This is a genomic window from Bradyrhizobium sp. KBS0727, assembly GCF_005937885.2.
GTDB lineage: Bacteria > Pseudomonadota > Alphaproteobacteria > Rhizobiales > Xanthobacteraceae > Bradyrhizobium.
In genome coordinates, this window is record NZ_CP042176.1 from 4,739,962 (window position 1) to 4,759,857 (window position 19,896).

The window sequence follows — 19,896 nt, forward strand, 5'->3', positions numbered from 1 at the left end:
GCAACTCCGACGGAAAGGCCGGGAACAAGATACCGCTTTCGTCCTTCACCAGGCCGCAAGCGCCATGCAGGGCGTCACGATGTCATGGTCTCCTTGACCTTCTCGACCAGCGCCGAGAGCGCGAAGGGCTTTGGCAGGAAGGCGAACTGCTCGTTCTCGGGCAGGCTCTTGTCGAAGGCCTCTTCGGCATAGCCGGAGACGAAGATGATCTTGAGATTGGGATTGCGCTTGCGCATCTCGCGCAGCAGGGTCGGGCCATCCATTTCCGGCATCACCACGTCGGAGACGACGAGATCGACCGCGCCGTCCTTTTCCTCCAGCGCCTCCATCGCCTCGATGCCGTTCGACGCCTCGATCACGCTGTAGCCGCGCGAACGAAGTCCGCGCGCATTGAGCGAGCGCAGGCCGTCCTCGTCTTCCACCAAGAGGATCGTGCCCTGCCCCGTGAGATCGGCCCGCGGCTTCGGCGGCTCGGCGGCGTCCTTGGCCGCGGCGTTCGCCGCCTGCGGCTCCGGCTGGGCCTCCAGTTCGGGGCGATACCGCGGCAGGAAGATGTGAAACGAGGTGCCCTTGCCGGCCTCGGAGGCGACATAGACGAAACCGCCGGTCTGCTTGACGATGCCGTAGACGGTCGAAAGGCCGAGTCCGGTCCCCTTGCCGACTTCCTTGGTCGAGAAGAACGGCTCGAAGATCTTGTCGACGATTTCGGCGGGAATGCCGGTGCCGGTATCCGATATGTCGATGCGCACGTAATCCGCCGCCGGCATGCCCTTGTAGGACATCTGCGCGGCCTCTTCCGCGGAGACGTTGGCGGTCTTCACCGTCAGCTTGCCGCCGTCGGGCATCGCGTCGCGGGCGTTGACGGCGAGATTGACGATCACCTGTTCGAACTGCGAGACGTCGACCTTGATCGGCCAGAGGTCGCGGCCATGCACGAGGTCGAGCTTGACCTTCTCGCCGATCAGGCGCCGCAGCAGCATGGTGAGGTCGGACAGCGCATCGCCGAGGTCCAGCACCTGCGGCCGCAGGGTCTGGCGGCGCGAGAACGCGAGCAGTTGCCGCACCAGCGTCGCCGCGCGGGTGGCGTTCTGCTTGATCTGCATGATGTCCTGGAACGACGGATCGGTCGGCTTGTGCGCGTTCAGCAGGAAGTCGTTGGCCATCATGATGGCCGAGAGCACGTTGTTGAAGTCGTGCGCGATGCCGCCGGCGAGCTGGCCGACCATGTCCATCTTCTGCGACTGGTTGATCTGGTTCTCCAGCGCGCGCCGCTCGGTGGTCTCCAGCAGATAGACGATGCCGGCCTCGGTCTCGCGTTCGTTCTCCTCGACGGTGGTGACGAAGAACTGCCCCCAGCGCTCCTTGGCGCCGTCGAGCATGGCCTCGACCGGGGCGATATCGCCCTGGCCTTCGGCGGCCTGGTTGATGGCCGCGATCAGCATGCCGCGGTCGCGCGCGTTCACGGTACGGAAGATCGACTTGTTGGCCGCACCGTCAGGGCTCAGGCTTTGTGCCAGCTTGGCGAAGCGGGCATTGGCGCGCACCACGGTGCCAGCGCGGTCGACGGTCGCGATCGCCATCGGGGTATGGTCGAAGAACCGCATGAAGCGGACTTCGGCGGCGCGTTCGGGGTCGGAATGCTCGTCGCGGGTGCGGCTGATCACCAGCGTACGGGACGCGCCGGGCACGCCGTCGGCGCCGAAGGCGAGCTTGTGATAAAGCCGCACCGGCATGGTCTTGCCGCCGCGCATGCGCAGGTCGATGTCGAACACCTCGGTTTTGACTTCGCCCGGCACCGCCACGATCGAGGTCAACAGCGAGGCGCCGTCGCCGGAGACGATATCGGTGAGCTTCAGCCCGCCCGAACCGATTTCGGCCAGGTCGTGATCGAGCCAGTTCGCCAGCGTGGCGTTGACATAGATGACGTCGCCGGCGGGATTGACCGAGAAGAAGCCGCACGGCGCGTGATCGAGATATTCGATCGCATGCTGCAGTTCCTTGAACACGTCTTCCTGGCGCTCGCGGTCCCGCGTGATGTCGGCGACCGACCACACCGCGTATTTGGCCGCGCGCTTGCCCTGGCCGAGCGGACGAACCCGCATCCGCAGCCAGCGGCCCTGCGCGCCGTCCTGCCCTGCGATCCGGACTTCCTCCTGCTGCCGCTTGCCTTCGCGCGCGGCCTTGAGCAGGCGGAACACCGCTTCCGACACGTCGGGATTGCCGATGAAGACGCGCTCGACCGGCCGGACGTCCTGTGCGGACGTGGCCCCCGTTATCGTGAGGTAGGCGGCGTTGGAATAGACGACATGGCCTCGCGGGTCGGTCACCGCCAGCCCGTCATAGGCCTGGTCGGCGATGCGGCCCATCACCGGGTCGTCGGCGGTACGGTCGGTGAATCGGATGATGCCGGCGGCAAAGGCGAACAGGTTGAACAGGCCGACCATCGCCAGCAGCGCCAGCACGCCGAGGATATAGGGCTGGGCCTGGGCCCGGCCGATGGTCATCAGCGCCACCGCGATCGCGACAATACCGGCGGCTACCAGCAGCACCAGCACGATACTGCCGCCCCGCCGCGCCGGTTCATGGGCCGCGAGAGGCTCGGAGGACGCATCGTTGTCAGTTTCGGCGGTCATATCTGGAGACGCAGCCCGTCGGCATGAAGGTGACGCGCATTCCGGGTCGGCCGGACCCGGGCAAACCCGCATCCTCCCGGCACGCCCCTCCTGAGTGCCTGAATCGGCCCCGCAAGCGCAAGTCCATCAGGCGGCAATTTCGCAGGTTATAGCGTTTTCGAGCGAAGTGGACACCGGTTCGCGTAAAAAGCAAAAAGCAGAGCCCGGTTCTGATTCAATCAGGACCGATAAGGTTCTAAGGGCATTTCAAGCCGATTCTGGTCCTTATCCGTTACGGCCTGCGGCCGGAAAGCCCGCGCTTCAGGCCCATGACGTAGCCGATGATCTCGGCCACCGCATGATAGTGCTCGACCGGGATTTCGTCGTCGATCTCCACCGTGGCATAGAGCGCGCGCGCCAGCGGCACGTTTTCCACGATCGGAATGTCGTGCGCCTTGGCGACTTCCCGGATCTTGAACGCGATGTTGTCGACGCCCTTGGCGACGCAGACCGGCGCCGCCATGCCGCGGTCGTAGGACAACGCCACCGAATAGTGGGTCGGGTTGGTGATGATCACGCTGGCCTTGGGAACCGCGGCCATCATGCGCTTCTTGGCCCGGGCCATCCGCAACTGCCGGATCCGGCCCTTGATATGGGGGTCACCTTCGGACTGCTTGTACTCGTCCTTGACCTCCTGCAGCGACATCTTCTGCCGCTCGTACCATTGCCGGTACTGGAAGAAGTAGTCGGCGATCGCGACCGCGGCCAGCATCGCCACGACAGCGCCCATCACCTGCAGCGTCAGGTTGGTGGTGACGTTGAGGATGACGTCCGGGTCGAACCGCAGGAACGACTCCAGGCGAAGGCGCTCCGGCCACAGCACGGCCATCATGACGGCGCCGAGCGCGATCAGCTTGAAAATGCCCTTGGCGAAGTTCGCCGCCGCCTGCTTGCCGAAGATGCGCTTGAATCCGGCGCCGGGCGACACCTTGCTGAACTTGGGCGACAGCGATTCCGCCGACCACACCAGCCGGTGCTGGATCATGTTGCCGGCGATCGCCGCGATCATCAGCATCAGGAACGGCACCCCGACGGCGCCGAGCACGGCCACGCCGAGCCTATTGCCGAGCGAGAGCAGCGCCGCACCATCGGCATGGAGCTGCCCGGCATTGGCGATGACGTTGCGCAGCGGCGTCAGGATGCCGCCGCCCATCGAGCCCGAGAAGGTCGACAGCACCAGCGTACCGCCCGCGATCACGAACCAGGTATTGACCTCCTGGCTTTTGGCAACGTCCCCGCGCGCATGCGCGTCGTCGAGACGTTTTTGTGTAGGGTCTTCTGTTTTATCGTCGCTATCGTCTGCCATCGCGGCGTTCTGGCTTTGTTGTTTGAGTTCTAGTTCAGCGGTGTCAGCTCGTGCATGACGCCGATGAAGTAGTTCAGATAGGTTCCCATCATCGCTGAAATGACGAGGGCGAAGATCAGGAAGCCGACCATGATCGAGAGCGGCACGCCGACGAAATAGACCTGCATCTGCGGCATCAGCCGCGCCAGCACGCCAAGGCCGATGTTGAAGACGAGGCCGAACACCAGGAACGGCGCCGAAAGCTGCATGCCGATCTTGAAGGCGGCGGCGAACGCACGGGTGGCAAGGGCGGCGACGTCGCCGCTCGACATCAGCTCGCCCGGCGAGAAGATCCGGTAGCTCTCGTTCAGCGCCGCGATGACGAGATGGTGTGTGTCGGTCGCAAACAGCAGCGTGATGCCGAGAATGGTGAGGAAGTTGCCGATCAAGAGGCCCTGTTGCCCCTGGGTCGGATCGACCGCGGTAACGAAGCCGAGGCCGAGTTGCTGGGCGATCACCGATCCTGCGACCGACAGCGCCGATAGCGTCACGCGCGCGGTGGCGCCGAGCACGATGCCGATGACGATCTCATGCAGCATCAGCACCAATAGCGAGGTCATCGACGTCATGTCGACATGGTAGGCGGCGCGGTGCAGCGGCAGGATGATCAGCGTCAGCAAGAGCGCGATCGAGAGCTTGACGCGGACCGGGATATTGCTCTCGCCGAACCCCGGCATCAGCATCACCATCGCGCCCACCCGGGCGAACACCAGCATGAAGGTGGCGGCAAGGGCCGGCAGCAGGGAAACATCGATGCGCATGACCAGGACAATGCATCAACCGCCTATGATTCGCGACGATATCCGCATCATGTGACTGTGCAGCGAGTCCGCCATGAACGGCAGCGCAAGCAATAGTGTGACGAAGATCGCGAGGATCTTCGGCACGAAGATCAGCGTCTGCTCCTGGATCTGCGTCAGCGCCTGGAACAGCGACACCACGACGCCGACCAAGAGGCCGACCACCATCAAAGGCGACGACACCACGACGATGGTCCAGATCGCATCGCGCGCCACGTCGAGGGTTTCAGCACCGGTCATTTCAAACTTCCTTTTCTGTCCCCTCATGGTGAGGAGGCGCAACGCGCCGTCTCGAACCATGAGGCCGTGGCCATCCTTCGAGACGCCGGCGGAGCCGGCTCCTCAGGATGAGGACCGTTCAGATCGGCATCTTCATGATGTCTTCGTAGGACTGGATCACGCGGTCGCGCACCGAGACCAGTGTCGAGACCGCGACGTCGGTTTCGGCGACCGCCGTCACCACGTCCATGACGTTGGCCTTGCCCGAGGTCATCGCCATGGTCTGGGCGTCGGACTTCTTGCCGGACTCCAGCACGCTGCCGACCGCGTCCTTGAGCAACGCAGAAAAGGACGGCCCGCTGCCGCCACCGGTCTGGCCGCCCTTCTCGGCGCCGCCGGATTCCATCATGCGGGAAAGCGCGGCGTAGGCATTTGCAGCAACGGTCGGTGAAGCCATTTTCTATGGTTCCTGTTTCAAGCCTTGAGGATATCGAGCGTGCGTTGGATCATGCGGCGCGTCGCGCTGATGATGTTGAGGTTGGCCTCGTAGGACCGCTGCGCCTCGCGCATGTCGGTCATTTCGACCAGCGGATTGACGTTGGGATATTTGACGTTGCCCTGGGCATCGGCGGCCGGGTTGCTCGGCTCGAATTTCATGCGGAACGCCGACTGGTCCGGGCGCACCTTGCCGAGCGTCACCACCTTGGCGTCGAGCGTGCGATCGAGCGCGGACGAGAAGGTCGGCACCTTGCGGCGGTAGGGATCGCCGGAAGCCGTTTGCGCCGTGGAATCCGCGTTCGCGATGTTTTCCGAGATCACCCGCATGCGTCCGGCCTGCGCGCGCAGGCCGGAGGTCGCGATGCTCATCGAGCGGGCGAAGTCACTTGCATCATCTGCCATGGTCCGGCTTCCCTAAACGTGGCGCGCGTCAGCGCTTTCCGATCGCGGTCTTGAGCATTCCGAGGCTGCGCGTGTAGAGCGAGGTGGCGGCCGCGTAATCCATCTGGTTGGCGGAGACCTTCAGCATCTGGTCTTCGAGGTTGACGGAATTGCCGGCCGGCCTGGTCAGGAAGCCGCTCTTGCCGCCATCGGCGTTGAAGCTCTGTGCGCTGCCGGAGGCGCCGATATGGGTTCCGCTGGTGCGCATCATCGGCAGCGATCCGCCCCCCCCGCCGGCGGCGGAACCACCCTTGTCGAATTTAGGCTCGACCAGGTCGCTCGGCTTGAAGTTCGGGGTGTTGGCGTTGGAAATGTTTTCGGCGAGTACCCGCTGGCGCTCCTGATGCCACTGCATCTTGGTGCGCAGTGCCGACAGGATCGGAAGATCGTTGATGGCCATGGCGGGTGGCTCTCCGTTAACCTCTGGCCAGCGCCGCGAGGTAGGCAGAATTTGCCCGGTGTATGGTTAACGGTTGGTTAAAATCGTCGATTCCCGGCATCGACAACGCACAATGCAAGCCGCAAGCGGCAAATGAGCGCATTTTCGCCACGAAATCTGCGTTAACCAGCCGAGGCCAACGCTGCCCCGGGCGCTCAGAAGTCGTTTTGGATCAAGCGATTCTTGGTCTATTAATTAACGGGCGGCAGCGTTTGCCGTGGGGAATTAAGAAATAAGGCTGATCTCGGGCGTGATTCGCCGGGATGGATCGCTTCAGGGCACGATCCCGACGAGCGGGAAATTCCCGGGCATCGACCTCCTAGTAGTGTGACAGCGGCGCGTGGCCGGGGACTAACGTATGCAGACACTGACATTCCTCTTCGCGTTCATCGCCGTTCTGGCGCTGATTGGCGTGGCCGCGTGGCTGGTTCGCCGCTTCGCCACCAACCGCCTCGGCGCCAACACCAACCGCAGTCGGATGCCGCGGCTGGCCGTGATCGACGCCGCCGCCGTGGACGGCCGCCGCCGCCTCGTGCTGGTCCGGCGCGACAATGTCGAACATCTCCTGATGATCGGCGGTCCGAGCGACATCGTGGTCGAACCCAATATCGTCCGCGCGATGCCCGGCCGGGACCAGATGGCGCCCCGCCCCGCGGTCGCCGGCGAAGCGCCGCCGCGGATCGCGCCGCTGCCCGATGCCAACTGGAACGAAGAAGCCGCAAGATCCGACCTGAGATCTGCCGATGCCTATGAGCATCATGCCGAACCGCAGATGCCCGAGCCGCCGCCGCGCCCCGCGCGCCCCTCCTTCGCCGACGAAGTCCGCCGCCCGGCGCCGATGCCGGAGCGCCGCAGCGATCCGCTGGCTGGCTTCGCGCCCGAGCCGATGGGTAACCGCTCCGAGCCGGTGCCGCCGCGCCTGAGCCGCACCGAACCGCTGATGCCCCGCCCGCAACGCGCGAGCGAGCTGCCGAAGGCACCGCCGCCGGTCCGCGCCCCCGAACGCGCCGCAGCCCCGCCTCCGCCGGCCACCGCGCCCGCGCAGTCGAGCGCCGACCAGAATCTCGCCGAGATGGCACAGCGGCTCGAAGCCGCCTTGCGCCGTCCGGCCGAACCGGCGGCACCGCCGGTCGCCCCCGAACCGCCGCGGGCCCCGCGCGCCGACGCGCCCGCCCCCGCTCCGCAGAAGAGCGGCTTTGAGAATCTGGAAGACGAGATGGCGTCATTGCTGGGCCGTCCGAAGTCCCCTTCGTGAGATCGGCGACTTTCCCGCGTAGAGTATTTTTATTCGTTGCAAGCCTGATCACCGCCGGATCGCTCGTCGATCCGGCGATGGCGCAGGATATCAGCATCAACCTCGGCCAGGGCAATGGCGGCGTCACCGAGCGCGCGATCCAGCTGATCGCGTTATTGACGGTGCTCTCGATCGCGCCGTCGATCCTGATCATGATGACGTCGTTCACGCGCATTGTGGTCGTGCTGTCGCTGCTGCGCACCGCACTGGGCACCGCGACCGCGCCGCCGAACTCGGTGATCATCGCGTTGGCGATGTTTTTGACCGCCTTCGTGATGGGCCCGGTGCTGCAGAAATCCTATGACGACGGCATCAAGCCTTTGGTCGCCAACCAGATCGGCGTCGAGGAAGCGCTGCAGAAGGCCTCGGTGCCGTTGCGCGGCTTCATGCAGAAGAATGTGCGCGAGAAGGACCTGAAACTGTTCATGGACCTCTCCGGCGAGCCGCCGCCGGCCACGCCGGAAGATATGTCGCTGCGGATTCTGGTGCCCGCTTTCATGATCTCGGAACTGAAGCGCGCCTTCGAAATCGGCTTCCTGCTGTTCCTGCCGTTCCTGATCATCGACCTCGTGGTCGCTTCCGTCCTGATGTCGATGGGCATGATGATGCTGCCGCCGGTGGTGGTGTCGCTGCCGTTCAAGCTGATCTTCTTCGTGCTGGTCGACGGCTGGTCGCTGGTGGCGGGGAGCCTGGTGCAGAGTTACGGCGGATAGAGGTCGGGATGCTGGCGTCGCAACGCGAACTGTTCGATGTGCCGCGCGACATCTGCTATCTCAACTCGGCCTCCTACAGCCCGTTGCCGCGGCGAACCTTGGAAGCCGGCCGCGCCGCGGTTGGCCGCAAGGGCAGGCCCTGGACGCTCGACGCTGATTTCGCCCGTGGCCAGCACGAGCGCGCCCGCTCCGCCGCCGCCCGCCTGATCAATGCCGATCCCGCCGACATCGCCTTGATCCCCTCGATCAGCTACGGCGTCGCGACATCAGCCAAGCTCGTAACGATCGCCCGTGGCAGCCGCGTCATCGTGCTGGAAAACGATCATTCCTCGCCGGTGCTGGAATGGCGTCACCGCGCCGAAGCGCAGGGCTTTAGCGTCGAGACCGTGCGCCAACCCGATGACGGCGACTGGACCGCGGCGGTTCTCGCGGTCATCGAGCGATCCGGCGCGCCAGCCGTGAGCCTGGCATCGATCTCGTCGGTGCACTGGTCGGACGGCGGGCTGATCGACCTCGAACAAGTCAGCGCGGCGCTGCGGCGGCACGGTGCCCTGTTCCTGATCGACGCGACGCAGAGCGCCGGCGTGCTGCCGATGGACGTGAAGCGTCTCGATCCGGATTTCGTGCTTTTCCCGACCTACAAATGGCTGATCGGCCCCTACGGCCGCGCCTTTCTCTACGTCGCCAAACGTCACCAGGACGGCATCCCGCTCGAGCAGACGGCAGCCGCCCGCCGCAACGTGCGCGCCGAGAATGAGGTCTATTTCAGCGACCTTGCCTACATCAGTGACGCCAGGCGTTTCGACATGGGCGAGCGCGATCATTTCATTTCGCTGGAGATGGCCGCGATCGGCATGGAGATGGTCGCCGAATGGGGCGCGCCGGCGATTGCGCAACGCCTTGCCATGCTGACCGGACGGATCGAGGACAGCGTGCGCGGCCTCGGCGCCCGTGTGCTCGAGCGCCGGCTGCGGGCGCCGCATATCCTCTGCCTCGACTTTACGGACGGAATGCCGAAAGGGCTGGTCGAGGGACTTGCCGACGACGGCGTCTATGTCGCGGCGCGCCTCGGCCGCCTGCGCGTCTCGCCGCACGTCTTCAACGACGAAGCCGACACCGAGCGTTTCATCGCCGCGTTGACCCGGCGGCTTCTCACCTAGCCCGCCCTGTCACGGCCGCGTGAGCCGGTTTCGTCGGGCCCCGGGCCAAGAAACCGAACGGGCGAACGAAGAAACCGTTTTTCCGGTCCGCGAAGACAGCCGGAAATCATGATCTGGCATCCTCCTCGGCGTGATCAACGATGGAGTTCGATCATGCTGGCCGAAAAATTTTTTCTCATGCTCGAGGCGCTCAAGCGCAGCACCTATCCGGACGGAAGTCCGAGGGTCGTAAGCACCTCGCCGCATGTCCCCGTCACATTGCCGAACCGGGCCGCGAAGTAGCCTCGCCTCACCGGTGTGCAACCGCGGTTTCGGAACCGATGTCGGCTGCCTTTGGCGCCAGCGAGCCGTGGGCCGCGATCACCATCAGGGCGCCGGCGATCGCGAGGTCCTTGATGAACAGCGTTCGCTCGGCCTTGTCGGCCAGGTTGAGGTGAAACCCGAACGCGGTAGCAACGCAAAACAACGCCAGCGCCCCGGCCGAGAACGGCAGCCGCCAGCCGAGCAGAAGTGCCACGCCCGCGCCCAGTTCCAGCAGGATCACCAGCGGCAGCAGCAGCCCCGGAATGCGGTGCGCGGCCATATGGTCGAGGAACGGCTGCGGGCCGGCGATCTTCGCCGCACCAGCGAGAATGAACAGCAGCGCCAGCAGGCTGCGTCCGGCGATGGTCACGATGGTGGCACTCATGGAGTTTCTCCCCTGGATGACCGGGTTCTAGTTTCCGGCTGGCGCTGACTTGTTGGTTTGCGAAAAGAACAGGATCGCCGACAGGATGAAGGCGACCACGAAGAAGATCGTTCGCCCGAGCACCAGCGCCTTGGCCTGCTCGACCGGCATCACCGAAATCAGCACCCCGCAGGGAATGTAGGCCCACAGCGCGATCGCGATGGCGCGGCCGAGTTTTCCGAATTGCAGGAAGCCGAACGAGAACAGCAGGACGCCGAGATAGCTGGCGTGAAACTTGATGGCGGAGGCGATCATCTGCAGCTCGCCTTCGGCGGCCGACAGCGGCAATCCCTCCTCTATCGAATGAACCATGGTCATGATGTGATGGTTCTCGAACGAATCGAGCAGCACCGTCAGCATCAGCGCGGCAAGCGCGACACCGAGCAGGCGCGGGTCCAGCATGCCGCGCAGCCGGGCGGCCAGCACCACGAAGAACGCCCCGTAGAAAACCATGAAGAGATTGTCGAGGCCGAGATTGAGCCGGAGCCCGAATGCCGCGAGCGGGGCTGCCAGATGCGCGCTGTAGGCCTCGGCGGTGCGCGCCGACTGGAAGAAATCCTGCGAACTGCGCGTGGCGAGGATGCCGGCCACCATGAAGGCGACGGTCAGCGCGGCAAGCGCCGCCAGGATGGCCAGTGTCCGGTCCAGCGCACGGGTCTCCATGATATGTGTCCTTTTCCTGCTGCCCTCCCATTACAGATATCATATGATATCTGAATATCAACTGTTATCTCAAATTCGGGAACGTCCGCCCATGCCGAGGTTGAATCGCGAGGAAAGTCAGGCCCGTACCCGGGAGCTCTTGATCGCGGCCGCGCGCAGCGAGATCGTCAAAAAGGGTTTTGCCCTCGCCTCGGTGCGCGACATCGCCGACGCGGCGGGGTTTTCGCAGGGCGCGTTCTATTCGAACTTTCCCGACAAGGAGGCGATCCTGCTCGAACTGGTGCAGCGGCACCAAAGCGAAGAACGCGCCAGGATCGAAGCGGCGCTGAACAGCGCGGAAGGCGACGCCGCCTCCGCCATGGCGGGCATCGAGAAATGGTCGGCCACCGTCAATTCCGATCCCGGCTTTGCCGTGCTCGCCATCGAGCTGCAGCTCCAGGCGCTGCGCAGCCCGGGCTTCGCGGCAACCTATAACGAGCTGAACCGCAAGCACCGCCGCGCTTTGGGCGGCTTCGTCACCGCGCTGTTCGAACTGTTCGGCAAGGCGGTGCCGGGAGAACCTGCGGAAATCGCCGCGAGCTTCATCGCGCTCGGCCGCGGCCTGGCGCTGCTGTCTGCGGATGTCGAGGCGCGGCGAAGCGGCCAGATCATCATGACCTTCCTGAAGGCGCTGATCGCATCGGCGCCAACGGCCGCCGGGGCCTCCTCCGCCACGCCGAAGCCGGCGTCAAAACCCAGATCCGCGGCAAAGCGAGTCTGAAGATCACATCTTTCCCCGGAACTAATCCGGCGCGCCCCGAGTTGTCGTAAATACCTCAACGCCGGGAGTGCGCCATGAAACGTGTGAACCTCATGATCGCCGGTACTGCGGCCCTCACCGTCATCAGCTCAGTGGCGCTTGCCCAGCAAACGCAGACGGGAACCGTGACCAGGATCGATCGCATCAACGGCACTGTCGCAATTCAGCAGGCCCAAAGCGGCACCACCGGTGCAGCGGGCGGCAGCGCGGCGGAAGAATTCAAGGTTCAGAATGGCGCGTCGCTGGACGCCGTGCATGCCGGCGACAAGGTCAACTTTTCCACGACCGGGGCCGGTGGGACCAAAACCATCACCAAGCTCGAGCGGCAGTGACGCCGATTGGCGCGGGCAATCGTTTTCCGTCATGGCCGGGCACAGCCGTCCAAAGGACGGCGTCGCTTCCGCTCGCCTATGCCCAGCCATCCACGCCTTCTCTTGCTCCGCAGCTACAAAGACGTGGATGCCCGGCACAAGGCCGGGCATGACGGAGCAAAGGCAAAAAGCCTGATCTTGTTGATCAACGCGACGGCGCCCGTTCGAGCGACGCGCGGATTTCGGCGAGTGCCTCGTCGTAATATTCGTGCAGCTTCTGGAACCGCTGCTGCTGAGCCCGGAGCCTGTTGACGCGGATCTCAGGCTCGTCGCGGTCGTCATCGAACTGTTCGGCAGGTGAAGGACGGGATGCCGCGGCCTTCTTCGATCCCTTGTTCGCTTCCTTGTTCGTCTCGTTGGCAATCGTCAATGCAGCACGTCTCGATTTTGTCACGACCGTCGGTAGAAACCATATTCGCACGCCTCACAAATTCACAAATGAGGATCCGGCCTGGATTTGAATCCTGTCGGCCTTTCCTCGGATAGCGCGCTGGCGTTTTGACCTTGAGCCGCACAGTGTGTTGCGAACATGCCCGCGGCCGGCCGATTTGGTGGCGAAACATGGCGCAGGCCATGGCGCAATTAGAGCGGCGCGGCGGCGGCACCTCGTAGTCCTACGGACTATTCCTTCATGATTAAGATGCAATCGAATCTCATCGTCGCCGACGCGTTCCGTTGTTAGCGTCAGTGATTCGGCATCATGCCCCGACTGCTCAAAGAAAATGACCTGTCGCCGCGCTGCGAAACCTGCGGATGCGATACCGCCCGATTGGGAAAGCTGCCCCGGGTAGGATTGCGCCCTCTCGTCCATGTCTACAAATGCAAAGCCTGCAACCAGATCATGTCGGTCGAACCGGAACAGCAGGACAATCCGGTTTCGCTGGCACCGAGGTAGCGCGCGGGCCGCACGCCAGGCGGTAGCCGACCAGGCACAGCGTCGCGACGCCATCGGCGAGAGCGGAACAAGCGCACGAAGGCGGTTGTTCCACGGTGGCATTTTTCACCCAGTGTTATCTACCTCACGGATGCACCTCCATCATCGGACTAGCGTGGCGTGTGTGGACGGATTGACCGTCCATCGCGAAATATCGCTCAACGCTTGTGTGATGCTTGGAGGAAGACAGATGTCCAGCCAGGATCTCCTAAACGCCAATCAGGCCACGACCGTCCGCAAGGACGGCAGCGTGGAATTCGTAGCGCACAACGCCTCGATCCAGCCCGGTCGGCACACGTTCGCCGACTACGACGAGTTCAATGCCTACCTCGGCAAGACTCTCGGCGGGCATCCGGACGGCAAAGGCATGCGCGGGTCGATCTCCCGCAAAGGCATGTACTCACGCAATGCCGGCAACAGTATCCGGCAAGTCACGTTCGGCGATCCCGTGCTCGACACCATTTCGTCGGCCACCGGCTCGGTCGTCATCGGCGGCAAGACCATCGACCTTCGCGAGGGCGGCGCGTCGCCACAGGGCCCGAACGGCACCGGCGGCGGTGTGGTCGTCTTTGACGCGCCGTACCTGAAGTTCAAGGGCATCGTGAACGGCGCCGAGCGGTGGGCGTCGGACGACGGCGCGATGGTGGAGTACCGCATCGGCAGCGGCCGGCTGAACTTCCACGCCTGGAAGAAGAGCACGTTTTATCAATATTGGTCGATGGGCGCAGAGATCAGTGTCTATGACACCAATGCCAAATTCGACGCCGCCGACATCGTCTCCAACTACTACATGACGGTGAACACGCCCTGCCAGATCGTGAAGGTCGGCCACGACTCCGACCGCCACGACACCTATGTCGACCAGTACGAATGGGGCTGGAACTCGCAACAGCCGGAGAGGGTCGCGGCGTTATGCCGGGCGCAGTGGCATAACGCGCGCTTTGCCGACCTCGTGACGGCGGGGGACGGCTGCACCAACTTCAAGAACGACCAGTGGCCGACCGGATTCCCGCCGGACTGGAACGCAATCCACACGGTGGTGAACCTGAACGGCAACTGGACCGATGGCAGTCCGCGCAGCGCCGCCATCGCGGTGGATTTTTCAAACCTCACGCTTGATATGTCGGCCTTCAGTCGCCCGACCGCGCACGGCACCATTGTCAACGGCTCCTCGATCAAGGTGACCTTTCCGGACGACAGGACCTATACCGGCGAGCTTCAGGCGCCGAACAAGATCATCTGGTCCAACGGTTCAACCTGGACCAAGATCATCAACACCGTGTTCGATCTGAATGGCAGCTGGACCGACGGAAGCGCGCGGTCGGCGGTGATCTACGAAGGCCCCTCCTCGATCAGGATCGATATGTCCGATTACGATCGGCCTGACGCCCACGGGTCGATCGTCGACGCCTCCGACATCAAGATCACCTTCCCCGACGACACGACCTATACCGCCCAGGTTCAGTCGCCGAACAAGATCAGGTGGTCCAACGGTTCGGTCTGGACCAAGAAGCCCTGACCGCTAGACGACGCCTGACGTCGCGCAGCTTCAACCGGATCGCGGCCCGGCTGCGCGAAGCACCATCAGGGAACCAGGAGGCGGCTCGCAACAGGCGGTCGCCTCCTCGTCTTCATGCGCGCAGTGACGCACAGGCAAACCGCGCGCTTGTCGAGTAGGACGGCGAAAGTCCGCCGGCCCGGCCCTCACCCCACGTCGTATTGCTTGCTGAGGTGGTCGCCGACCTGGACCAGCATTGCGACGCATTCGGGATAGCCGGGCTTTGCGGCCGTGGCGGCATCGGCACCGGCGCGGAATTCCCAGCTATCGCCGTCGCGGATCACCGAGATTTCGATACCGTCGGGACAGTCGGCATGGACCTTGAGTTCGGCCCGCGCCATCGCGATCAATTCGGCCTCAGACTTGACGGGCTTGCTCATGACGACGGTTTCCCCCGGGATTTCTTTGGCTTGACGCGTTTTCTTCACGCGAACCGGCATCGACTTCGCGTGAAAACGCTATGGTTGCCCTAGGTTGCCGTTTCGGCCGGCATCTGTCGAGGGGACAAAGGCAGCGCCACCATGTCGCGCCGGGCGGTCACGGTGCGCGTCCCGCCAGGGAACGACTGACCTGCGTCGCTTTCGGCTATCTGCGGATATGCTTGGTGAATATGCGAACGACATACCCCCTGACGCGCGGCGCTTCGTCGAATATATCGGACGCAATGCGCTCGACGGCATCCCTCAGGGCCAAAAACTGCGCCTGCCTGGCAATGCTCTCCGTGCCCTTGACGCCGGCCAGTTCGTCCATCGCGGCGTCGCTGATCTGGCACTCGACGGTCTCGCCGTTGTTCTCGTTCAGCATCGAGAACTTGAACGCCAGCCGTTCGTCATCGTATCCCACGATCTTGTTACGAATCAGCGGCATCGGTCGACAAGCTCACATGCGGCTGGAAAACAGCCACCCCCGTTCCGCTATACCACAACGCGCGTATTCGCCTACCCGGACGCGGATCGATCGGACGGCAGCCGCTTCGGCACCAAGGGACAACTGGCACTTCCAAGATTACCGCTGACCGGACATACCGCGGAAATAGCAAATCGACGCAAATGACCGGGAACGGGACATCCGGCCTCCGTCGGCGACCACTATTGCAGCTGATGCGTTTCCGCCTCCGCCTGCTCCAGCCAGAACGGCATGTCCATGTCGCGGTACATCGTCGTCGCCGTCGTGAGATGGTCACGCGCTTCATCGCGCCTGCCGGTGCGCCGGCAGAGCTTCCCGAGCCCGAAATGGCAGTGGGCGACGAGCGGGCGCATGCCGCGCGGCTCGGCGAGCGCCAGCGCCTGGCGATAACAGGTCTCGCCGCTTTCTGCATCGAAGCGGTCGTGATGGGTCGTGATGTCGCCGACCAGGTGGAGCGCATGGGCAGCCAACCCAGGCTGAGACGAAGCGTGATCGACCGCCCGGTCGCCCAGGCGCCGCGCCTCGTCGAGCCGGCCGAGCGTCAGACAGGCGCGTCCCAGCAAGTGGTAAGACCCAGCAAGCTTGCCATCCATTCCCCTCGCCACCTGCTCCTCAACGAGTTGCTCGCCTTCCCGGAGTCGGTTCAGCGCCTCGCCCGCTGCGCCGAGTTGCGCAAGTGCCCAGGCTGAGGAGGCGACTGCCAAGGGAAGCCAGACAATAAGGCTACCCGTCCGGAGCACCGCGATCTGGTGCTCGCTCAGTGAGCGGGATTTCTCCCAATCGCCCCTGAGGAGATGGAGTTTGGTCGCCATTACGTAGACCATACCGATGCTGAGCGCATGCTGCGTCGGATCGGCGAGCCGGATCGCCTCGGCCAGGTACTCGGTCGCCTCGGCAAATCTGCCGAGCTCGGCGAGGGCCGAGATCATCCAGCAGCGATCGTAGACCGGGGACGGTGCGCCGAGTCCAAAAGGCTCGTCGGCCCAGTCGGCTGGCAACGCCGCAAGGTTTCCGCTAGCCAGCTCGACCACCCGCGTGTACTCGCCCCGGTAGGAGTGCGCCTGCTCCAGATAAATTGTGGTTTGGATGCGCAGCCTCAAGTCCCCGAGGCGCCCAGCGACCTCCAATGCTCGGGTCCCGGACATGATCGCCTCGTCGAACTCACCAAAATTGCTGTGGATGTTCGTCATGATGGAGCCAACGCGGCCACGTCGGTGGTCGTCGTTGAGCCGCTCGGCGAGAGCCTCTGCCTCCCGCAGGCGTTCCCGCGCGGCCAGGATTTCGCCGAGCGGAACAAGCGCCTGTCGCAACTCGAGACGGATCTCGAAGCCTTGCTCCAGTGTGAACTCGCTCTGCGGCAGCGCTTCGAGGAGATGCAGCGCCTGCTCGAAGGATTCGGCAGCCTCGCGGTTGGCCGATCGCGTGCTGGCAAGCTGACCCGCCTTGCGCCAATAGCCGATCGCCTCGCTCGCAAGCCCGGCCTCGGTGAAATGGTGGGCGACGACTTCGGGTAGCCGTTCGACCATCCCCGGAAACCGCCCGACCAGCACTTCGGCGATGCTCGCATGCAACTGCCGCCGGCGGCTCCTGAGCATCGTGACGTAGGCGGCGTCCTGTACCAGCGCGTGCTTGAACGCGTAGGTCGCGTCCGGCAGCGTTCCGCGCCGGGAGATGAGGCCCGAGGCCATCAACCGCTCGAGCGCCGCGTCGAGGTCCATGGGGGCCAGGGCCGATACCGCGCCAATCAACTCGCGGGAGAACTCCCGTCCGATCGCGGCGCCGATCTGCGCCGTATCCCTGGCCGAGACGACCCGGTCGAGGCGCGCCACCAGCGAGGCCTGCAGCGTCGACGGCATCGCGAGCGTCGGCAGCGGTCCGTCGAGCACGTAACGGTCCGTTGTCTCACGCAACACTCCGCTCTCGAGCAGCGTGCTGGTCAGCTCCTCGATGAACAATGGCACGCCATCCGTGCGCGCGAGAACCTGCTCGACGAGCGCATCGGGCAGCGCCTTGCCCCTGCTGACACCGTCGATGATGGCGGCGCTGTCCCGGCGGCCGAGCCGGCTCAAGGGCAGCATCGTCACATGTGGCTGCCCGATCCAGGCGGGCTGGGTTTCCGGCCTTGTCGTGACGATCAGCAACACCGGCAGGCGGGCCGCGCGGGCCACCATTCGATCGAGCAAATCCTGCGACGTCGGATCAATCCAGTGGATGTCCTCGAACATGATCGCGACGGGCCCCTGCGCGGCTGCGCCGGCGAACTGGTCAAGAAGGGCCGCGAGGGTCATCTCTCGCTTCTGCTGCGGACTGACCGCCAACGCCGGGTACGCGTCCGCCGGCACTCCCAACAGCGCGGCAATGAACGCCACATCGCGCGATAGATCTTTTGCCGTAGGCTTGAGCAAGGCCACCAGCCTGTCGAGCTTCGCGCCGGCGCTGCTGCCGGGTTCGAAGCCCGCCGCCTGCTCAAGCCGCGCAATGAATGGGTGCAGCGGGCTGTGTGTATGGTGCGGCGTGCAGAAATAGCGAAGGCAAGCCCGCGGCTCGCCCTCGAGCCCGGCCAGCAGGCTTTCGGCGATGCGCGACTTGCCGATGCCGGGCTCACCCGAGAGGAGCACGACCCGCCCTTCGCCAAGCCTGGTTTGATGCCAACGGCTCAGTAACCGCTCAGTCTCCTCTTGCCGGCCAACGAGCGGGGTCAACTCGCCCGCGCGCCGCGCCTCGAACCGGCTGACACCCGCGGTTTCGCCGTGCACCCGCCACGCCTCCACCGGTTGCGGCAATCCCTCCGTCGCAATGGCATTAAGCGCGCGGCAGTCGAACATCCGTCCCACCAACCGATGCGTGCTGGCGGCGATAACGACCTCGCCCGGCGATGCCAGAGTCTGCAGCAGCGCCGCTACGTTGGGCGCCTCGCCAATCGCAACACGCTGCTGGGTGTCGCCGGCTGCCGACCGCTCGCCGACGACCACGAGCCCGCTGGCGATGCCAACGCTCGCCTGAAGCGTATCTCCGGAAGATGCCTTGAGCGCGCCGACCGCGTCGAGGATGGCAGCGCCCGCACGCACGGCCTGCTCGGCATCGTGCTCTTGAGCTGCCGGATAGCCGAAATAGACGTGCGCCCCATCGCCGAGATACTGGGCGACAAATCCGCCAAATCGCGACGCCGCATCGGCGACCGTCTTGTGGAACACGGCGACGAGGTCGTGCATGTCCTCAGGGTCAAGGCGCGCCGACAGCGGCGCCGACCCGACAATATTGCAGACGATGATCGTCAGCTGCCGCCGCTCGCCGCTCCCGAGGCGGACTGCCATCGCGGACAATGCCACATCGCCGTCCGCGGTGGAGTTGTCGGCGTTCTGTTCTTCATGGTCTCCCGGACCATTGCCAACGGGCAACGCCACAAATCCATCGGGCTGCGCGGGCACGGGCCTGGCGATGTCCTTGACGACGGCCGATCCGCCCGGCGGTTGCGTGTTACCGCGTAGTTCGGCGGCGAGCGACCTCGTTGCCGCATCCGGCTCCGTGTTCAGCTCATGCTTGAGCAGCTCAACGAGATTCTGGTAGTGCTTGAGGGCTTCGGCTTTCCGTCCGATGGCAGCCAGCGCCTGCACGACCAGCCGATGGGCGTCCTCGCGCATGTTGTTGAGCGCGATGGCCCGATGGCCGGCTCTCAGCGCGGGTTCGGCGCGGCCGGCGGCCAGTTCTTGTTCGCCGAGCTTCACCATGGCGCCGATGGCCAGCTCCAGAAGGCTCTCCCGTTCACCGGTCAGCCATTCGCTCCAGTTCTGTTCGCCGAGACCGATGTCGTCGACGAGCCGGCCCCGGTAGAGATCCACTGCTGCACTCAAGGCGTCTGCACTGCCCTCACGGACCAGGCCCCTGAAGCGACCCACGTCGGACAGGACTACCGCCGCATTCAGCGATACGAACTCGTCGTCGCTCTCGATAGCGTCAGGGCCGAGAACCTGGCGCAGCCGAAACAGCGTCTGGCGCAAGTTCTGATTGGCCTGGACGTTGAAATGAGAGCCCCAAAGCAGGCTCGACAATCTCTCACGCGGTTGAGGCTCAGGCGCCGTACAGGCCAGGTAGGCCAGCAATCCGGCAAGCTTCTTGTTAGGCAGACCGATAACGCCGTGCGGTCCGGTCAGCACAAACCGCCCGAGTAATGACAGACTGAATCTCGGAAGCGGCGCGGGGTCCGTCATTTCAAGGCTTGCACAATAGAACCCCACTTTACCAATGACACACCATACCTCGTTTCGGGAAACCGTGAGCAGAATTAGTAACGTCGCGATAACGGCTGACTAACGCCTGCGAAGACCGCTGTGGCCTAAATCGAACCACGCAGTGCGAG

At 64.4% G+C, this 19,896-nt stretch carries 20 protein-coding genes; 7 read left to right on the forward strand and 13 right to left on the reverse strand.

Going from position 1 to position 19,896, the window contains the following annotated elements; genetic code table 11:
- Nucleotides 1–74 precede the first annotated feature (74 nt).
- From cckA to flgB, 7 genes are all read right to left on the reverse strand, one after another.
- Nucleotides 75–2,633, reverse strand: a complete 2,559-nt coding sequence (gene cckA, locus FFI89_RS22365; RefSeq protein WP_138829786.1) for a cell cycle histidine kinase CckA — start codon at nt 2,631–2,633, stop codon at nt 75–77.
- Between the two features lie 271 nt (nt 2,634–2,904).
- Nucleotides 2,905–3,978, reverse strand: a complete 1,074-nt coding sequence (gene flhB / locus FFI89_RS22370; RefSeq protein ID WP_138829787.1) for a flagellar biosynthesis protein FlhB — start codon at nt 3,976–3,978, stop codon at nt 2,905–2,907.
- A 29-nt stretch (nt 3,979–4,007) separates the two neighbouring features.
- Nucleotides 4,008–4,778, reverse strand: coding sequence for a flagellar biosynthetic protein FliR (gene fliR / locus FFI89_RS22375; RefSeq protein ID WP_138829788.1), 771 nt, complete (start codon nt 4,776–4,778; stop codon nt 4,008–4,010).
- Nucleotides 4,779–4,793: 15 nt separating this feature from the next.
- Nucleotides 4,794–5,057, reverse strand: coding sequence for a flagellar biosynthesis protein FliQ (fliQ, locus tag FFI89_RS22380; protein WP_138829789.1), 264 nt, complete (start codon nt 5,055–5,057; stop codon nt 4,794–4,796).
- Nucleotides 5,058–5,175: 118 nt separating this feature from the next.
- Nucleotides 5,176–5,493, reverse strand: a complete 318-nt coding sequence (gene fliE, locus FFI89_RS22385; RefSeq protein ID WP_138829790.1) for a flagellar hook-basal body complex protein FliE — start codon at nt 5,491–5,493, stop codon at nt 5,176–5,178.
- 17 nt (nt 5,494–5,510) lie between these two features.
- The gene (gene flgC, locus FFI89_RS22390; protein WP_138829791.1) at nt 5,511–5,936 is read right to left on the reverse strand and encodes a flagellar basal body rod protein FlgC; all 426 of its coding nucleotides are present in this window, start codon (nt 5,934–5,936) and stop codon (nt 5,511–5,513) included.
- A gap of 28 nt (nt 5,937–5,964) precedes the next feature.
- On the reverse strand, nt 5,965–6,375 hold the full coding sequence (gene flgB, locus FFI89_RS22395; protein WP_138829792.1) for a flagellar basal body rod protein FlgB: 411 nt from the start codon (nt 6,373–6,375) through the stop codon (nt 5,965–5,967).
- Between the two features lie 397 nt (nt 6,376–6,772).
- Between flgB and FFI89_RS22400 the strand changes: the two genes are divergently transcribed.
- From FFI89_RS22400 to FFI89_RS35240, 4 genes are all read left to right on the forward strand, one after another.
- Entirely contained in the window at nt 6,773–7,669 is an 897-nt protein-coding gene (locus tag FFI89_RS22400) for a flagellar biosynthetic protein FliO (RefSeq protein WP_138829793.1), read from the forward strand.
- On the forward strand, nt 7,666–8,421 hold the full coding sequence (gene fliP / locus FFI89_RS22405) for a flagellar type III secretion system pore protein FliP (protein ID WP_138829794.1): 756 nt from the start codon (nt 7,666–7,668) through the stop codon (nt 8,419–8,421). Before FFI89_RS22400 ends, fliP begins: the two co-directional genes overlap by 4 nt.
- A gap of 8 nt (nt 8,422–8,429) precedes the next feature.
- Nucleotides 8,430–9,581, forward strand: a complete 1,152-nt coding sequence (locus tag FFI89_RS22410) for an aminotransferase class V-fold PLP-dependent enzyme (RefSeq protein ID WP_138829795.1) — start codon at nt 8,430–8,432, stop codon at nt 9,579–9,581.
- 153 nt (nt 9,582–9,734) lie between these two features.
- Entirely contained in the window at nt 9,735–9,863 is a 129-nt protein-coding gene (locus FFI89_RS35240; protein WP_256379147.1) for a hypothetical protein, read from the forward strand.
- 7 nt (nt 9,864–9,870) lie between these two features.
- Here the strand turns inward: FFI89_RS35240 and FFI89_RS22415 are convergent, their stop codons facing one another.
- Nucleotides 9,871–10,269, reverse strand: coding sequence for a DoxX family protein (locus tag FFI89_RS22415; protein WP_138829796.1), 399 nt, complete (start codon nt 10,267–10,269; stop codon nt 9,871–9,873).
- Between the two features lie 27 nt (nt 10,270–10,296).
- Nucleotides 10,297–10,971 (reverse strand): hypothetical protein, encoded by a 675-nt coding sequence (locus FFI89_RS22420; RefSeq protein ID WP_138829797.1) that lies wholly within the window; start codon nt 10,969–10,971, stop codon nt 10,297–10,299.
- A 91-nt stretch (nt 10,972–11,062) separates the two neighbouring features.
- On the opposite strand from FFI89_RS22420, the gene FFI89_RS22425 reads away from it, so the two are divergent.
- Together FFI89_RS22425 and FFI89_RS22430 are read left to right on the forward strand one after the other, a co-directional pair.
- Nucleotides 11,063–11,731: a TetR/AcrR family transcriptional regulator gene (locus FFI89_RS22425; protein ID WP_168212994.1), complete on the forward strand. Its 669-nt coding sequence runs from the start codon at nt 11,063–11,065 to the stop codon at nt 11,729–11,731.
- A gap of 74 nt (nt 11,732–11,805) precedes the next feature.
- Nucleotides 11,806–12,102, forward strand: coding sequence for a copper-binding protein (locus tag FFI89_RS22430; protein ID WP_138829799.1), 297 nt, complete (start codon nt 11,806–11,808; stop codon nt 12,100–12,102).
- A gap of 184 nt (nt 12,103–12,286) precedes the next feature.
- Here the strand turns inward: FFI89_RS22430 and FFI89_RS22435 are convergent, their stop codons facing one another.
- A complete protein-coding gene (locus tag FFI89_RS22435; protein WP_138829800.1) occupies nt 12,287–12,511 on the reverse strand; it encodes a hypothetical protein in 225 nt (74 codons plus the stop codon).
- A gap of 754 nt (nt 12,512–13,265) precedes the next feature.
- Here FFI89_RS22435 and FFI89_RS22440 point away from each other — a divergent pair.
- A complete protein-coding gene (locus FFI89_RS22440) occupies nt 13,266–14,594 on the forward strand; it encodes a hypothetical protein (RefSeq protein ID WP_138829801.1) in 1,329 nt (442 codons plus the stop codon).
- A 185-nt stretch (nt 14,595–14,779) separates the two neighbouring features.
- Here the strand turns inward: FFI89_RS22440 and FFI89_RS22445 are convergent, their stop codons facing one another.
- The 3 genes from FFI89_RS22445 to FFI89_RS22455 all read right to left on the reverse strand — a co-directional run bounded on the left by FFI89_RS22445 (nt 14,780) and on the right by FFI89_RS22455 (nt 19,747).
- A complete protein-coding gene (locus tag FFI89_RS22445; protein ID WP_138829802.1) occupies nt 14,780–15,013 on the reverse strand; it encodes a hypothetical protein in 234 nt (77 codons plus the stop codon).
- A gap of 205 nt (nt 15,014–15,218) precedes the next feature.
- Nucleotides 15,219–15,500 (reverse strand): DUF1488 family protein, encoded by a 282-nt coding sequence (locus FFI89_RS22450; RefSeq protein ID WP_138829803.1) that lies wholly within the window; start codon nt 15,498–15,500, stop codon nt 15,219–15,221.
- A gap of 221 nt (nt 15,501–15,721) precedes the next feature.
- Nucleotides 15,722–19,747: a BTAD domain-containing putative transcriptional regulator gene (locus FFI89_RS22455; protein ID WP_138829804.1), complete on the reverse strand. Its 4,026-nt coding sequence runs from the start codon at nt 19,745–19,747 to the stop codon at nt 15,722–15,724.
- Nucleotides 19,748–19,896 lie beyond the last annotated feature (149 nt).

Excerpts from the sequence above, each read along its gene's own strand:
- flgC (WP_138829791.1), bottom strand. The coding sequence starts at position 5,936 with ATGGCAGATGATGCAAGTGACTTCGCCCGCTCGATGAGCATCGCGACC.
- FFI89_RS35240 (WP_256379147.1), top strand. The coding sequence starts at position 9,735 with ATGCTGGCCGAAAAATTTTTTCTCATGCTCGAGGCGCTCAAGCGCAGC.
- flgB (WP_138829792.1), bottom strand. The coding sequence starts at position 6,375 with ATGGCCATCAACGATCTTCCGATCCTGTCGGCACTGCGCACCAAGATG.
- FFI89_RS22445 (WP_138829802.1), bottom strand. The coding sequence starts at position 15,013 with ATGAGCAAGCCCGTCAAGTCTGAGGCCGAATTGATCGCGATGGCGCGG.
- FFI89_RS22425 (WP_168212994.1), top strand. The coding sequence starts at position 11,063 with ATGCCGAGGTTGAATCGCGAGGAAAGTCAGGCCCGTACCCGGGAGCTC.
- FFI89_RS22420 (WP_138829797.1), bottom strand. The coding sequence starts at position 10,971 with ATGGAGACCCGTGCGCTGGACCGGACACTGGCCATCCTGGCGGCGCTT.
- FFI89_RS22455 (WP_138829804.1), bottom strand. The coding sequence starts at position 19,747 with ATGACGGACCCCGCGCCGCTTCCGAGATTCAGTCTGTCATTACTCGGG.
- FFI89_RS22415 (WP_138829796.1), bottom strand. The coding sequence starts at position 10,269 with ATGAGTGCCACCATCGTGACCATCGCCGGACGCAGCCTGCTGGCGCTG.
- FFI89_RS22400 (WP_138829793.1), top strand. The coding sequence starts at position 6,773 with ATGCAGACACTGACATTCCTCTTCGCGTTCATCGCCGTTCTGGCGCTG.
- fliE (WP_138829790.1), bottom strand. The coding sequence starts at position 5,493 with ATGGCTTCACCGACCGTTGCTGCAAATGCCTACGCCGCGCTTTCCCGC.
- flhB (WP_138829787.1), bottom strand. The coding sequence starts at position 3,978 with ATGGCAGACGATAGCGACGATAAAACAGAAGACCCTACACAAAAACGT.
- fliQ (WP_138829789.1), bottom strand. The coding sequence starts at position 5,057 with ATGACCGGTGCTGAAACCCTCGACGTGGCGCGCGATGCGATCTGGACC.
- FFI89_RS22410 (WP_138829795.1), top strand. The coding sequence starts at position 8,430 with ATGCTGGCGTCGCAACGCGAACTGTTCGATGTGCCGCGCGACATCTGC.
- cckA (WP_138829786.1), bottom strand. The coding sequence starts at position 2,633 with ATGACCGCCGAAACTGACAACGATGCGTCCTCCGAGCCTCTCGCGGCC.
- FFI89_RS22430 (WP_138829799.1), top strand. The coding sequence starts at position 11,806 with ATGAAACGTGTGAACCTCATGATCGCCGGTACTGCGGCCCTCACCGTC.
- FFI89_RS22450 (WP_138829803.1), bottom strand. The coding sequence starts at position 15,500 with ATGCCGCTGATTCGTAACAAGATCGTGGGATACGATGACGAACGGCTG.
- fliR (WP_138829788.1), bottom strand. The coding sequence starts at position 4,778 with ATGCGCATCGATGTTTCCCTGCTGCCGGCCCTTGCCGCCACCTTCATG.
- FFI89_RS22440 (WP_138829801.1), top strand. The coding sequence starts at position 13,266 with ATGTCCAGCCAGGATCTCCTAAACGCCAATCAGGCCACGACCGTCCGC.